Origin of the sequence: Nostoc favosum CHAB5714 (genome assembly GCF_020829495.1) — a bacterium.
GTDB lineage: Bacteria > Cyanobacteriota > Cyanobacteriia > Cyanobacteriales > Nostocaceae > Nostoc > Nostoc favosum.
Map to the genome: position 1 here is coordinate 22,854 of NZ_JAIVFQ010000015.1, position 13,332 is coordinate 36,185.

15 protein-coding genes are annotated in these 13,332 nt (G+C 43.4%); 8 read left to right on the forward strand and 7 right to left on the reverse strand.

The window, feature by feature from the left end; translation table 11 throughout:
* Positions 1–41: 41 nt before the first annotated feature.
* On the forward strand, positions 42–3,044 hold the full coding sequence (locus tag LC586_RS12775; RefSeq protein WP_229485034.1) for a pentapeptide repeat-containing protein: 3,003 nt from the start codon (positions 42–44) through the stop codon (positions 3,042–3,044).
* Between the two features lie 105 nt (positions 3,045–3,149).
* On the opposite strand, the gene LC586_RS12780 is transcribed toward LC586_RS12775, so the two are convergent.
* The gene (locus LC586_RS12780; RefSeq protein WP_229485035.1) at positions 3,150–3,596 is read right to left on the reverse strand and encodes a Fur family transcriptional regulator; all 447 of its coding nucleotides are present in this window, start codon (positions 3,594–3,596) and stop codon (positions 3,150–3,152) included.
* 774 nt (positions 3,597–4,370) lie between these two features.
* Between LC586_RS12780 and LC586_RS12785 the strand changes: the two genes are divergently transcribed.
* Positions 4,371–4,856: a CRR6 family NdhI maturation factor gene (locus LC586_RS12785; RefSeq protein ID WP_229485043.1), complete on the forward strand. Its 486-nt coding sequence runs from the start codon at positions 4,371–4,373 to the stop codon at positions 4,854–4,856.
* Between the two features lie 429 nt (positions 4,857–5,285).
* Here the strand turns inward: LC586_RS12785 and LC586_RS12790 are convergent, their stop codons facing one another.
* Positions 5,286–6,245, reverse strand: coding sequence for a glycosyltransferase family 9 protein (locus LC586_RS12790; protein ID WP_229485045.1), 960 nt, complete (start codon positions 6,243–6,245; stop codon positions 5,286–5,288).
* A gap of 69 nt (positions 6,246–6,314) precedes the next feature.
* On the opposite strand from LC586_RS12790, the gene ispD reads away from it, so the two are divergent.
* The 5 genes from ispD (at position 6,315) to LC586_RS12810 (ending at position 8,369) form a co-directional block, all read left to right on the forward strand.
* Positions 6,315–6,998 carry a 2-C-methyl-D-erythritol 4-phosphate cytidylyltransferase gene (gene ispD / locus LC586_RS12795; RefSeq protein ID WP_229485054.1) on the forward strand — a complete coding sequence of 228 codons (684 nt, stop codon included), beginning with the start codon at positions 6,315–6,317 and terminating at the stop codon, positions 6,996–6,998.
* A gap of 106 nt (positions 6,999–7,104) precedes the next feature.
* The gene (locus LC586_RS40595; RefSeq protein WP_267921666.1) at positions 7,105–7,233 is read left to right on the forward strand and encodes a hypothetical protein; all 129 of its coding nucleotides are present in this window, start codon (positions 7,105–7,107) and stop codon (positions 7,231–7,233) included.
* 21 nt (positions 7,234–7,254) lie between these two features.
* Positions 7,255–7,791: an SMC-Scp complex subunit ScpB gene (gene scpB / locus LC586_RS12800; protein WP_229470682.1), complete on the forward strand. Its 537-nt coding sequence runs from the start codon at positions 7,255–7,257 to the stop codon at positions 7,789–7,791.
* Positions 7,781–8,032 carry a hypothetical protein gene (locus LC586_RS12805; protein WP_229485056.1) on the forward strand — a complete coding sequence of 84 codons (252 nt, stop codon included), beginning with the start codon at positions 7,781–7,783 and terminating at the stop codon, positions 8,030–8,032. Before scpB ends, LC586_RS12805 begins: the two co-directional genes overlap by 11 nt.
* Positions 8,022–8,369, forward strand: coding sequence for a DUF760 domain-containing protein (locus LC586_RS12810; protein WP_100902714.1), 348 nt, complete (start codon positions 8,022–8,024; stop codon positions 8,367–8,369). The genes LC586_RS12805 and LC586_RS12810 overlap by 11 nt, the downstream gene beginning before the upstream one ends.
* A gap of 228 nt (positions 8,370–8,597) precedes the next feature.
* Here the strand turns inward: LC586_RS12810 and LC586_RS12815 are convergent, their stop codons facing one another.
* Complete coding sequence (locus tag LC586_RS12815; RefSeq protein WP_229485058.1) at positions 8,598–9,806, reverse strand: HhoA/HhoB/HtrA family serine endopeptidase; 1,209 nt, start codon at positions 9,804–9,806, stop codon at positions 8,598–8,600.
* Between the two features lie 242 nt (positions 9,807–10,048).
* Between LC586_RS12815 and LC586_RS12820 the strand changes: the two genes are divergently transcribed.
* Positions 10,049–10,942, forward strand: coding sequence for a peptidoglycan DD-metalloendopeptidase family protein (locus tag LC586_RS12820; protein WP_229485064.1), 894 nt, complete (start codon positions 10,049–10,051; stop codon positions 10,940–10,942).
* A gap of 96 nt (positions 10,943–11,038) precedes the next feature.
* Here LC586_RS12820 and LC586_RS12825 read toward each other — a convergent pair whose 3' ends face one another.
* From LC586_RS12825 to LC586_RS12840, 4 genes are all read right to left on the reverse strand, one after another.
* Positions 11,039–12,076, reverse strand: coding sequence for a cysteine hydrolase family protein (locus LC586_RS12825; RefSeq protein WP_229485066.1), 1,038 nt, complete (start codon positions 12,074–12,076; stop codon positions 11,039–11,041).
* Between the two features lie 73 nt (positions 12,077–12,149).
* Positions 12,150–12,431, reverse strand: a complete 282-nt coding sequence (locus tag LC586_RS12830; RefSeq protein WP_229485079.1) for a type II toxin-antitoxin system RelE/ParE family toxin — start codon at positions 12,429–12,431, stop codon at positions 12,150–12,152.
* Complete coding sequence (locus LC586_RS12835; RefSeq protein WP_229485083.1) at positions 12,431–12,649, reverse strand: hypothetical protein; 219 nt, start codon at positions 12,647–12,649, stop codon at positions 12,431–12,433. Before LC586_RS12835 ends, LC586_RS12830 begins: the two co-directional genes overlap by 1 nt.
* Before the next feature lie 240 nt (positions 12,650–12,889).
* Entirely contained in the window at positions 12,890–13,213 is a 324-nt protein-coding gene (locus LC586_RS12840; protein WP_229485084.1) for a protein kinase family protein, read from the reverse strand.
* Positions 13,214–13,332 lie beyond the last annotated feature (119 nt).

The following is a 13,332-nucleotide window of genomic DNA, read 5'->3' on the forward strand; positions in this document are numbered from 1 at the left end:
TCGATCATAATTGCCTTATGCAGCCTTCACTGTGTAATTAAATGAACTTGAGTATTCGGCACTGGTTGGCGGAACGCTATATCGCAATCAATCAAATCAGAGGATTTTCGGCGGGACAATTGGCAGGTATTGCCTACCGGATTGTTCAGGATATGGAAGTCAAAAGCCTGATGCCTTTTGATATCTGTACCTTGGTAGAGGTTTTAGAACTGCCTTTAGGGATTGTTTGGGAAGAAATCAGTGTCATTTCCCAGTTGACAGAAAACCTGTTGCGTAGCCTCAGCCAAAAAAAACCGTTAAAACGTAACGAAGGCACATGGCTGGCGTTTCAAATTGGCTATCTCCAAGCTTTGCAAGCAATTATAGAGCAGGAAGCAAGCTTGCAAAGACCGTGGCTAGACCGGGCAAATATACCCATCCTGAAGGAGGAAATGGGTAAACTCACCCTCCAAGATTCACAACTGCAAGGGTTACTAAAAACTCTCAGTCCGGGTAAATTAACTGACACTCAAGCTGAACAAGCGCTGTCTTTGGTTGCCGATTCATTACTGGTGCAACAAATAAATAACGCTGCCATAGCTTGGTTAATTGCCAATGGTGCAGAGGAACCTGAAGCTAAACTCCTAACAGAGCGTTTGCTCAACTCACTTCCTGGTCACTTACTGGTAGTCGTTACCGAAAATGCTGCACCTTTAGCTCAACTGCAAAAATTTTTTCGTTTAGGGATTTCATTATCTCCCAATTTGATCACCCCAGAAGTGGGTTCTATAGTCGGTGAAAAAATTGATTTGCACCGAGAACATTACCGTGCAAGTTTGATTAAAAATCTCAGTATGCCTTTGCTCATGGAATCCTTTGCCCTCAAGGATATCTATGTTGCACAAAAAGGCTTACCAATAGAGGAAAGTATTTCTGAGCAGGATAAAAAAACTGTTAAGCCAGTTGATTTAAAAACATGGGCGCAGCAACAGCTAGCTGATTTAGAAACGATCGCTCTCATTGAATCGGAACCTGGTTATGGAAAAACTAGTTTTTGTCAACTTTGGGCAGCACAGGTAGCACAGGAATTTTACCCTAATTGGATGCCTATAGTAATTAGGTTACGAGATGTAACTTATGGCAAAACCTTCATCGAAACCCTAAATTCTGCCTTTGCTGTTAATCTTTCAACTTGGTTAGAGCAAGAAAATCTCCCTTGTTTGTTGCTGCTAGATGGTTTGGATGAACTGCCCCCTTCTGCTCATGGTATAAGGGCAAAAGCAATTTTTATTCAGCAATTACTGAACTTTCAATCTCAGCATAGACACAAAATTTTGTTAACGAGTCGATCAACGACATTACAAGAAATTGCCCCAGAGATCCCGTTGCCATTGAAGCGAATTATCATTCAGCCATTGGATGCGGAGGAACTCAAACAATGGTTTCAGCAATGGACAAAAGTGCAATCGTTGGCGAACGCTCAAAATTTCTTTACATTCTTAAAACAGGCAGGGTTGTTTGCCAGCCAATCAAAGTTAAGAGAATTATCTGCCCTTGTCCGTCAACCCCTAATGCTGCATTTGTTGGGCATTTTACACCGCGAGGGACTGCTAGATGATGAACTATTACACTTAGCTGCTCATAACCCAAAGTCTTCTCTGTTATGGGAAATTTATCATCGCCTGAGTCGATGGTTGTTGGGCTATCCGCTAACTGGCGGTATTAAGACGATGCTACTGCGATCAGGATTGGCTCATATCCACCGGACTCCAGAAGCGATCGCTAATTTACTCGCTAGTCGTCATCCCGAAGATTTACTTGAGCAGATGCAAGCGATCGCTCTGAAAATTTTACACTCACAACGTCATCAAATTAATTTGGCTGGTGAATTTAATTCTCTACCAGGGTTTTATTTTAAAATTCGGGATTTAGAAAGCTCAGGCAAAAGCGCAGCGAAAACTAGTTTAATTGAGTTTTCGCATATTAAGTTAGGAGAATATCTTTGTGCTGAGGCTGTGACTGCTGAGTTGAAATTACTGACTCAGTGCCAAGATGAGGTTTATGGCAAGCTCACCTTTGTGCTTGATTCTCCTAGTAGCGTTGCCCAGCATATTTACAATTTACTGGGTTACGGGATACTGAGCCAAGAAATTGAGGAATTGGGCATCGCAATTTTACGCCGGGAGCAAAAGCACAAGTTTTCCTTTGAAGTTTTGTTCCAACGGCTTTTGTCTTTCTGGCGTGCTTACTGTCAAGGCTGCTGGTTAAATGAAGGGATAGCCCACAAAGCTTTGACTCATTTCCACGAACTACAAAACCCAGTGAATGTTGAGCAGGTGAATGCTGCGGTGGGACTGAATGTGTTTTTATTGCTTTGTGCTTGCTACCGAGAAACAAAAGTTCCCTTTTGGCCTTGTGGGAATCCAGTCAATTTAGCAGAATTCAATCCAGAGGCTTTAAGTGCGCTGATTGCTAGAACAAGCCTTTTGCATAAGAATGCCTTCGCAACCCGAATTAAGTCTCTGGCTGGACTCAATTTATCGGGAGCCTCTTTGTTACAAGTAATGTTAACTGGGGTAAATCTTGAGCAGACAAACTTATCCAATGCGGAGTTAATCGGGGCGAATTTGGCTGGAGCGAATTTGCAACAGGCGAACCTCGCAGGCGCAAACCTGCAACAGGCAAACCTCGCAGGTGCAAACCTGCAACAAGCAAACCTTACAGGCGCAAACCTCCAACAGGCAAATCTTACAGGCGCAAATCTTAATTCTGCCAATCTCACTAACGCGTGCTTATTTGATGCCATTCTCGCTGAGGCTGACAAAAAATTAGCCATCGATAATGATGCTTTGTTCTCCCAAGAATCGTTTCAAAGATTGAAGCATTTGCGATCGCAACAGCCTTTCTTAAGTACAGTCAAAATTGCGACAAACACAGATAATTGGAACAAACTCCCTGCGATCGGACTAATTGAAAGCTCTGAAGGCACAATTTTACCAGTAGATTTATATGATGATGATGCCGATGATCAGACAATTTTTGGCAATAATTCTATTGGGGAATAGGGCATTGGGGATTGGACATTGGTTATTAATTCTTGTCCCTCACTCCCTCACTCCCTCACTCCCTCATCTCCCCCTGCTCCCTCATCTCCCCCTGCTCCCTGCTCCCTATCCCTCTTGCGGGTTACGGTAACCAAAAAAGTTAATACTGTAATCAGTAATCCGCACTCCTGTTTCTTCTTCAATTTTGCGGATTAACTCTTCTGGCAGTTCCACATGGACATCAAGAATTTGATTTGTATCTATACAGTTTACATGACTGTGAGAGTCACTGATATTGCCGTACAAACGCCCATCACAGCGTTCAATACACTCAATGATGCCCTGACTGGATAATGCTTCTAAATTTTGATAAACAGAAGTATGACCGATATCTTTACCTTGTTGGTTCAAGCGATCATAAATCTCTCTAGCAGAAAGATGTTCATTTGCTTGCCAAAGTAATTCCAGAATAAAGCGACGCTGGCGGCTGACGCGCATACCCAAGATTTGGCACTGCTCAAGCGCATCTTCTAGGGAACGAATTGGTTTTGTAGAAATTGTTTCTTTTTGCATATTACAGTTTCTTAACTGTTGAGGGAATTTTCCCATTTAAATGTTTATTGCTTATTTAATATATGCAATGATATTGCATACTACTTTTTCACCTGTACTTGTGTTTTGGCTTTTGATGCTGCGGAAGTTACAGGTTGCGATAATGATTTTTTTGCTTATTGACGGCTACTTTGTCAGACCTTAATCTAAAACAAACTCATTACAACTTTAACTTAAAATTGCTGTAAATGTCCACCTTGGGAAAGGCAACGTCTGCCCCAAGTAGGCTAATTCTAATGGCACACCATGTTAATCGTGTAGTAATTTTTTAGTTAAATGCGAGTATTTATCGCCATTACGAAAGTAACATTTAAGTGGAGAAATTTGGTGTACGTGAGTGGCGTAGGCTAGCAAAAACCGCAGGCATCACCATCTGCTCATATCAAGGTTAGCAACGAGATGTATATTTGTTATAACGAGCGGAAATTAAGCAAAAGTATCAAATAAATTAGAGAAGGTCAGACTTGTATACAGACCTTGTATATAACAGTCCTATTTGATTCGTGAAAAATATAAATAAAAAAACGAACCGCAAAGTATTGGCTTTGGGCGCAAAGGGAAGAAAGAAGAAAGAGATATATAATTTTCACAAATGATTTAGGACTGCTATAGGTTGACCAATTATCAGCAAAAAAAGTATTAGTAAATACTAATTTATTTCTAAAGGTTAATCTAGCGTCAATCCCTGAAAGCTGCTACTGTAGATTCTCGATCCTACAGTTGAGCATCAAAAAAGTGGCTGCTGAATCAAAGACAATCGCGATCGCACTCAATAATGACTTCATTAACAATCTGGATCTGTCGCCTGCGTCAACGGTGATTGAAGAACTGCTGCAAGATGGGGCCGCATCCCATGAACAGCAGCTACGCTTTGATATCAATTATGAACTCGAACCTGGCGACCCACGGGAACTCTCAGAAATTCCAGAGGTGCGGCTGTGGTTTGTGCGCCTAGATGCCAAATACCCTTGGTTGCCATTTTTACTAGATTGGAAAGCTGGAGAATTTGCTCGTTATAGCGCCATGCTTGTACCACACCAGTTCAGTTCCAAAGAAGGCATTCAGTACAATCCTGAAGCCTTAGAAATATTTTTGATGCACAAAATCTTTATTTTAGGTGATTGGCTCAAACAACAAAATATCCCCAGCCTCTCGCGGCTGAAGTCTATGGCCCAAATGCTGGGTTATGAATTAGAGGATGCTTTTTTTGAAATATTTTAATCCTGAGTTCTCGTTTACGTGAGGTATACCCGTAGGGGCACGGCACTGCCCATTGGTGTCAACTTAAACTCAAACGCTTATCCCACAGGCGTTTTACCCCCCTTAATCCCCCCGATATATTGGGGGGAAACAAGAAAATCCAGTTCCCTCCCCTTGGAAAGGGGAGGGTTAGGGTGGGGTAACGCGGATCGTGATGGGAAGTCAGAGAACTGAATATCACGTTTTGACAAGGGTTTCACGTTAAGTTGACACCAATGGGCACTGCCGTGCCTCTACACCTTGCGATGTAATGTTGTACCGCATCTGAATGGGAACCGCTATAACCGCAAAATCTAGCTGTCACGTCTAGGTTTTGCGGCCATTCAACAAACGCATAACTATATTGGATATCCAATAGACTGATTGCAGAAGTTGAGACAAACTGCTGGTTTAGCCGCCCCAAATTTTCTCCAAAACTGCGTTTGGTAAAACATCTGCCGTTTTTCCCGTGGGGGATTCAATAGCCAGGAATTTATCGTTTTTCGGCAACAACTTAGCTGGATCAGTGGGCCCAAATAGGGCAATGGTATAGGTTTGGACTGCAACACTCAGTTGTAGTGCCGCACTATCAGTAGACAACATCAGATTTGCCCCGGCAATTATGGCAGCTAACTTACCAATATCATCTGGGGCAGTCACCTTGATATCTAGAGAAGACCCCAGAAGCGATCGCACAAACTGCTCATCGTCAACTCCCTTAATCACCACCACAGGCAGATCCGGTTGCTTATCTTGGAAGTTTTGAATAATTTGATGCCACTTCTGGACAGGGTAGATTTTATCCAGTTCTTTAGCCTGGGATAACTGGCCAGAACCGCCATGAATCAAGATATAGCCTGTTTCATGCACCCCTAAACGTTTTTGTTCCTTTTCTGCCCAGTCAATATCTGTTTTTGGCACATTTACAGCTAATTCTGGAACAGGGGTTTTTATGCTTAATGGTTGCAGCAAATCATGATATAATGCCGCCGCATACCGGGATGGTTTGAATGGGACAGCGTGGGTAAGAAAAACCGCTCCTTTGCCTTGGTAGCCAATGCGTGTGGTAATTCCTGTCAACCAGAGTAAAAGACCCACCAACCAATTTTGCTTAACAGCAATGGCAACATCGTATTCGCGATCGCGAATTGTCCCCACCAAGTTACCCCAATCTGCCAGACTATTACGGTCTTGAAAATCAAAGGGCAGTACCTCGTGAACTGACTTGCTCACTCGGTAGGCAGCCTTTGACCGGGGTTCAACAACGACATCTATCTGAGCGTTAGGGTAATTGCGCTTCAGGTCATCTAGAGTCGGAAAGAAGAGAATTTGGTCGCCAATTCCGCCAGGTACAAGGGCTACTACTCGCATAATATTTATTGACGCTTACTCGCTCCCTATTTTAGGGGAAAATATATAGCTTAAAGATTGAGGAATTCTGTGTATTTACTAATTCCAGCTGCGGGAATCGGAAAAAGAATGGGGAGTAACCGCAATAAACTCCTACTCCTCGTGCGATCGCAACCAATTATTGCCTGGACTCTATTAGCCGCAGAAGCCGCCAGTACAATCAGTTGGATCGGAATTATTTCTCAGCCTACCGATTGGCCAGACTTCAACGCAATTCTCGCCGATCTGAAGCTGACTAAACCAGTGGAATTGATTACAGGTGGTTCCACCCGCCAAGAATCTGTTTACAATGGCTTGCAGGCGCTACCAATAGCCGCAGAACAAGTGTTAATTCATGATGGGGCTAGATGCCTGGCCACACCAGATTTATTTAACTCTTGTGCCGAGGCCATTCGCCATTGTCCCGGTTTAATTGCTGGTGTACCCGTCAAAGACACCATCAAAGTTGTCGATGAACAAGGCATAATTCAAAAAACACCCGACAGACGGCAATTATGGGCGGCACAAACTCCCCAAGGATTTGATGTCAAGTTGTTGAAACAGTGCCACGCTGAAGGTGTCCGTCAAGGTTGGGAAGTAACTGACGACGCCGCTCTATTTGAAAAGTGCGGTATTGAAGTGCGAATTGTCGAGGGAGAAGAGACAAATTTAAAAGTGACAACTCCCCAAGATTTAGCGATCGCAGAATTTATTCTCACAACAAGAGGTTTTTGAGGGAGTGGGGAGTGGGGAGTGGGGAGTGGGGGGATGAGGGAGTGAGGGAGATGAGGGGGATAAGGGGGATGAGGGAGAAGAATTAATAACCAATGCCCCATGCCTCATGCCCCATGCCCAATGCCCCATGCCCCATGCCCCATTTGAGAGTTTCAAACAATATTTTGACAATTTAGGATATAATGCCACACACTTGTTGATTGTTAGTTGTCATCTGCTAATGACCAATGACTAATGACCAATGACCAATAACTAAATGATTACAGCCACAGCGACGAAGATAGAAGCAATTCTCTATTTAAAGGGTAAACCCTTGTCGCTCGGCGAAATCGCCGAGTATGCCGCGTGCGATCGCGCCAGTGTCAAAGAAGGCATAATTGAACTAATGGACAACTATGCCCACCGAGATAGCGCCCTAGAGGTGGTAGAAACCCCAGATGGTTACAGTTTGCAACTACGGTCTGATTTTCATGACTTAGTGCAAACTATGATACCAGTAGAATTGGGTGTAGGTGCATTGCGAACTTTAGCTGCGATCGCCCTCAATAGTCCCATACTCCAGAGTGACTTGATTAACCTGCGCGGTTCAGGAGTATATCAGCACGTTCCAGAACTCGTCGAACTTGGTTTCATCCGAAAGCGCCGAGACAGCGATTCTCGTTCCTATTCACTCCAAGTAACCCCGAAATTTCATCAGTATTTCCAAATCGAACAACTCCCCCAAATACTTTCCACTAGCCAGAAAGAAGAACAACTAGAACTAGAACTGGAGGGAGTGGGGAGTGGGGAGTAGGGAGTGGGGGGATGAGGGGGATGAGGAGGATCAGGGAGATGAGGGAGCAGGGGAGGTAGGGGAAGAAGAACTATTGATTATTCCCGATTCCCGATTCCCGATTCCCGATTCCCGATTCCCCATTCCCCATTCCCCATTCCCCCTCTTTTTGACTTATACCTGTGGTGAATGCGCTACCCTTGTACTATGGTTTAGAGTAGAGTTAGCAATTAAGCTAAATAAAACTGCCAATGGTGTTTAATCCTGACTTTTTAAATGACAACTCTGAGGAACACCCTAATCAACTTCTTTCAGACCACTCTGAGCAATACCCCAATCAGTTACTCAAATATCTACAGCATCAGTCTCCTGATGTTTTAGCCAGGATTGCTCAGTCCGCCAGCCCCGAAATTAAACAAATCATCTCGCAAAATGTCCAAGGGCTTGTGGGAATGCTCCCGCCAGAAAGTTTCAACGTGCAAATCACAACAGATCGGGAGAATTTAGCTGGGCTTCTAGCGTCGGCCATGATGACAGGGTATTTTCTGCGCCAGATGGAACAAAGAATGCAGTTAGAGCATTTGTCTAATGGTCAATAATCAATAGTCAGTAGTCAAATATTCTGGGACTATTGACCAAATAAGTACTAATTCGTAATTCGTAATTCGTAATTAAAAAGGGTATAGCAGCCCACACTAAATTAAAAATTCAGTGGTTAACAAGACATGTGTGGAGAGTTCAAGCTTCCACTGATAGCGACGCCCAAAGCGAGTCCGCCAGCGTCTTGCAACTACGAATTACGAATTATCAATTATGAATTATTTTGACTACTTCGTTTCAGGATAAGCTCCTGATTGTACTTTGAAGGTTTGAATTTTACCGCTACGGTTGACTTCGATAGCTATTATGTCCCCAACTTTGCTGGACTCTACCAGCTTCTGAACTTGGGCTGAGATTTTGACTGGTTTACCGTTAACTTTTTGAATCACGTCTCCAGGAAGCAGCCCTCCACGCTTGGCTGGGGAATCCTCTGAGACTCCTTTAATCACAATCCCAGCTTCCTGCTGAATGTTCAGTTGATTTTCTTGATTAATCTGCTGTTTTCTGATGGGAGAAAGGTCTGCCATTTCAATACCTAAGAAGGGATGTTCCACACGCCCTTTGGTAAAAAGTTCGTTGGCGATGCGGGCGGCGGTTTCAATGGGGATGGCGAAACCGAGTCCTTGAGCATCAGCGCGGATGGCAGTGTTAACACCAATCACTTCGCCTTGGGCGTTTAACAAGGGGCCACCAGAATTACCAGGGTTAATTGCGGCATCAGTTTGGATAAAGCTGACTCGCTTATCTGGGACACCAACTTGAGTGCTGGTGCGATCTGTAGCGCTGATGATGCCGATAGTGACAGTATTATCTAAACCTAGAGGATTGCCAATAGCGATCGCCCATTGTCCTGGTATTAAGTTTTGCGAATTGCCTAACTTTACTGTCGGTAAATGATCTGCTTTTATTTTGACCACCGCCACATCTGTCACCGAATCAACTCCTACCACCTTCCCCTCTAAACTCCGACCATCCTTGAGGGTGACTTGTACTGTATCTGTATCTGCTACTACATGAGCGTTGGTGAGTAATTCTCCATCTTCGCTCAAAATAAACCCCGATCCTGTACCGCGCTCAATGCGTTCTTGGGGAATTGGTTGCTCATCCTCTCCAAAGAATCGCCGCAAGAGGGGATTTTTCAAAGCGTCAGAGATAGGATTGGCGACTTTGCGAGTGGCATTAATTCGCACCACAGCCGGGCCAACTTTTTGTACTGCCGTCGCAATAAAATTCACATTATCGCCCCCAGTAGCCCCAATCGCTCCGTTAGAAGAATTTGGCACTACAGATTCTGGAGGCGAAGCCATTGTTACATTTTTTAACTGTTGGAACGAAGAATTTTTGAGCAGGAGATAGCGACTGCCAAATAAACCTGCACCACAGCCAAACGCCAGTAAAAATACATAAACCGCCAGTTGCTTTAAGGATAACTTCATAATCATTCTGCTTAAGGACAGAAATGCAGTTGCTAATTTCTAAGTGTAGTCAAGCTAACGGCAAGTGGACAGATCAATTTACGAGGAATTGGGGATTGGGGATTGGGGATTGGGCATTGGGCATTGGTTATTCTTCTTGTCTCCCTGCTTCCCCTGCTCCCCCTGCTCCCTCCACTCCCCACTCCCCACTCCCCACTTTTCCCATTTAAAATTTAAAGTTAATGCGATCTTGACCTGTATACATGACTTTACCCTTTCGTCAACTGTTTCTCTGTAGCTTAGTTAGCGCCTTGAGCTTAGTATCCATACTGCCAAACATCAACAGCGCCAACGCTGCTGTGGGTGGTTGTCCAACTCCAGCCCTATCTCGCTTCCAACGCCATAAAGTTGTTCGTGGCGAAACTCTAGAGAGCATAGCCCAGCGCTACAATCTCATACCTACAACTATTATCGGCATGAATCCAGCTTTGCAAAGCGGTGCAATCGCAGCCGTTGGTAGTGTACTTCAGATTCCTCCTTACAATGGGATTGTCGTCGAAGTACCTCGCGGTCAAACTTGGCGACAAGTGGCAGCACAATACAAAGTTCGTGCTGATAGCCTTTTTGAAGTGAATGGCTGCCAACAAGACCCCAGAATTGTGTTTGTTCCGGGGGTAAATTGGTCGCCCAATGGTGTTGTAACTAAGTCCGCTTTACCTACTAATGCAGGTACGCCAAACCGTGCATCCTTGTCTGGCTATCCTTTGGAGGAAGTGGCAAATGTGGGATTAGCTTACGGCTGGCAAATTAATCCTGCTACAAGTCAAGTTTTCTTCCATAGTGGTGTTGATTTATTAGCACCAGTTGGTACAGATGTGCTAGCGATCGCGCCTGGAACCATAGCCTTTGCTAATGACCAAGGTTCATACGGCAAGTTGGTCATTATTAACCATAGTGGCGGACTCCAAAGCCGCTATGCCCAGCTTGACAGTATCAAGGTTACAGTTGGTCAACAAGTAAAAAAAGGAGACTTACTGGGAACAGTAGGCACTAGTGGACAACCAACCTCCAGTCAACCGCACCTCCATTTTGAAGTGCGTTCTAGCTCATCTCTGGGTTGGGTAGCGCAAGATCCAAAGGGTTATTTGAAGAAATGAGGTTTGTTTTGAAACGCAGAGGAACGCAAAGGAAAGCGCAAAGGAACGCAAAGGAAATCTCTGTGTTCCTCTGCGAAACCTTTGCGATCCTTTGCGTTAAAAAAAAGATGCTATATTTTCGCTAGATTTTACAATGTGCATTCCTGCCTCTGCAAACCTTGTAAATGCTGCATCTGCCTGTTCTGTGTAGTCCACAACACCGGGAACAACAACAGGCGAAGTAGAATCTTCTAGCAAATAGATTTTTTGAGCAAGGGTGGCATCTACCTGTTTAATTTCTGTTAATAAATCGTCAATTGTCCAGGCAACACAGTGACTTTTAGCTTGACCACCAATAATAACAGTATCAAATTCTAAAAGTTGCTTAATCAGACGCGTGTTCTTTTGGGCAAGTGGACGTTGCTCAAAATCTTCCAACACCTCTGGACGCAAAATAGAATAGTTTTCTGTTAAGGGATTCTCACCTTTGATTTCAAATTGAGTCTGACTCTGACGAGCAATACCGTGAAAAAATATCGTTTCTTCTACTGATGGAACTAAAGCATGACCAATACCACCTAACATAGAATGATAAGGCCAAACTGTGAGGGGATATTTACCGTCTTGACTTAGTTGCTTAACATAATGGTAAGTATGTTTTTCTAATAATTCATAATTCCCATTAGTAACAGTGTCAGCAACTGCTGGGTTGACTTTCCAAATACCTTGTTGAATATCTGCTGGGGTGATGCTAGTCGCTGCTGGAGTGGGATGTTCTCCGGCGGCGTTCACCCAAAAGATCGGATGGAAGATTTGTGTTGCTGTGTGGGTATCTAAAGTAGGTACAATTTTTGTAATTACTCCCAAGTTGCGATAGATAAACTCACATAATCTGACATTATCATCCACTGCTCCATTCCCGGATTTTCCACCTACAAATAATTCAAATCCAGGGATGCAGAAGGTGTTTTGGACATCAATTAACAGTAGGCAAATACGGCTTTTATCAGAAGATGCAGGTTTAATATCGTGTTGTTTTGCCCAGATTTCAGCTTCGGCGGCACGTTCTTGGTAAGATACGCGCCAGACTTCGCCCACTTCTTCAGGGTTAAAGTGTGGGGGAATTGGTAGTTGGGGGGTTATTTGGGTGTTCATAATTACAGCCGCTTTTATTCTGTAATAACATCTATGATTTCAATCCCCAAATTTTCTCAAGTCTAGCGTTACCTTAGTAAACATCATCATGAGAACCTAAGGTCAATAAAGAAATTACTAATTCCCCAGAATCGGGATGAGGAACAAACTCAAATAGAATACGATTGTTGTAGTCTATGGAACAAGCCCATGTACCCAATAAATCCCCTTTAAGTTTATGAGTACGCAAGCTAGGGTAAAACGGATCTTCAGCAAGTTGTTGTAATCTTTGCTCAACTACAGAGCGTAATTCTGAATTCCTACGGGCTAAACGCTTAAAATCTCGAATAAATCTTGCACTCCATAGCAGTTGCATCAATCATCTAACTCCGCCATTAAATCAGCAACAGTTCCACTACGTACTTCCCCTTTAGCATAGGCTTCACGAGCTTCTGCAACCGCCTTTAATAAGTCATCCCGTCGCTGTTGTTTGAGGCGCTTTTGGATAATATTTACAAGAATAGCCTGAGCTTCTGGATCTAATGCTTCTACGGCTTCTATGGCTTTCTGGAATGTAGATGTTTTTTCTAGCATGGGCGTCAAAGAATTTAGCGATAAGTCTAATTTAGCTGCTGGTGTGTGTAATCTGTTTACTCAATAGTATATTTTTATTAAGTAAAACGGCGTAAATAATTAAAGGTTTGTAGTAAAGACTTCAGTCCTTCTTTTAGGACTAAAGTCCTTACTACGAACTCGATTACAATAATTTTACATTACAAAACACATAGTTCGATTTATTTGCACCGACTTACTTATGAAAACATAAATTTAGCGTTAGCAAAGCTTAATGAAGTTATCGCTCTCATCCAAACTTCGCAACATTGCCAAACGTTGATCTAACCACTCATCTGTAAACCAACCATAAGGCAAAACATCGCCAACGACATTTGTGCTGATTCCCATCACCCAAATATGAGCGGCTTTCACAAACACAGGAATTGATGTCAGTTCAGCCTCACTCAGTTTACGAATAGCTTGATATCCTTTAATAAAACTGTTTCTGACTGTGATATCTATCTTCACCCTCAACGCTACGTGCAAAAACTTCGCTATCTCAAAAGCACGCCAACCATAGCCGCACTGGTCAAAGTCAAACAAAGTAGGTTCATTCTATTCTGTAAAATGAGCATTTCCTGAATGTACATCTCCAACACAAATTCCATATTCAGGTGCTGTTAGATGTAGTTTAAATCCTGCAAGTTGGCTTTGAAGTTTTT

Coding starts and splice junctions, on each gene's coding strand:
- scpB (WP_229470682.1), top strand. CDS start 7,255: ATGATTACAGCCACAGCGACGAAGATAGAAGCAATTCTCTATTTAAAG.
- LC586_RS12830 (WP_229485079.1), bottom strand. CDS start 12,431: ATGCAACTGCTATGGAGTGCAAGATTTATTCGAGATTTTAAGCGTTTA.
- LC586_RS12775 (WP_229485034.1), top strand. CDS start 42: ATGAACTTGAGTATTCGGCACTGGTTGGCGGAACGCTATATCGCAATC.
- LC586_RS40595 (WP_267921666.1), top strand. CDS start 7,105: ATGCCCCATGCCCAATGCCCCATGCCCCATGCCCCATTTGAGAGTTTC.
- LC586_RS12815 (WP_229485058.1), bottom strand. CDS start 9,806: ATGAAGTTATCCTTAAAGCAACTGGCGGTTTATGTATTTTTACTGGCG.
- LC586_RS12790 (WP_229485045.1), bottom strand. CDS start 6,245: ATGCGAGTAGTAGCCCTTGTACCTGGCGGAATTGGCGACCAAATTCTC.
- LC586_RS12820 (WP_229485064.1), top strand. CDS start 10,049: ATGACTTTACCCTTTCGTCAACTGTTTCTCTGTAGCTTAGTTAGCGCC.
- LC586_RS12810 (WP_100902714.1), top strand. CDS start 8,022: ATGGTGTTTAATCCTGACTTTTTAAATGACAACTCTGAGGAACACCCT.
- LC586_RS12835 (WP_229485083.1), bottom strand. CDS start 12,649: ATGCTAGAAAAAACATCTACATTCCAGAAAGCCATAGAAGCCGTAGAA.
- LC586_RS12825 (WP_229485066.1), bottom strand. CDS start 12,076: ATGAACACCCAAATAACCCCCCAACTACCAATTCCCCCACACTTTAAC.
- LC586_RS12780 (WP_229485035.1), bottom strand. CDS start 3,596: ATGCAAAAAGAAACAATTTCTACAAAACCAATTCGTTCCCTAGAAGAT.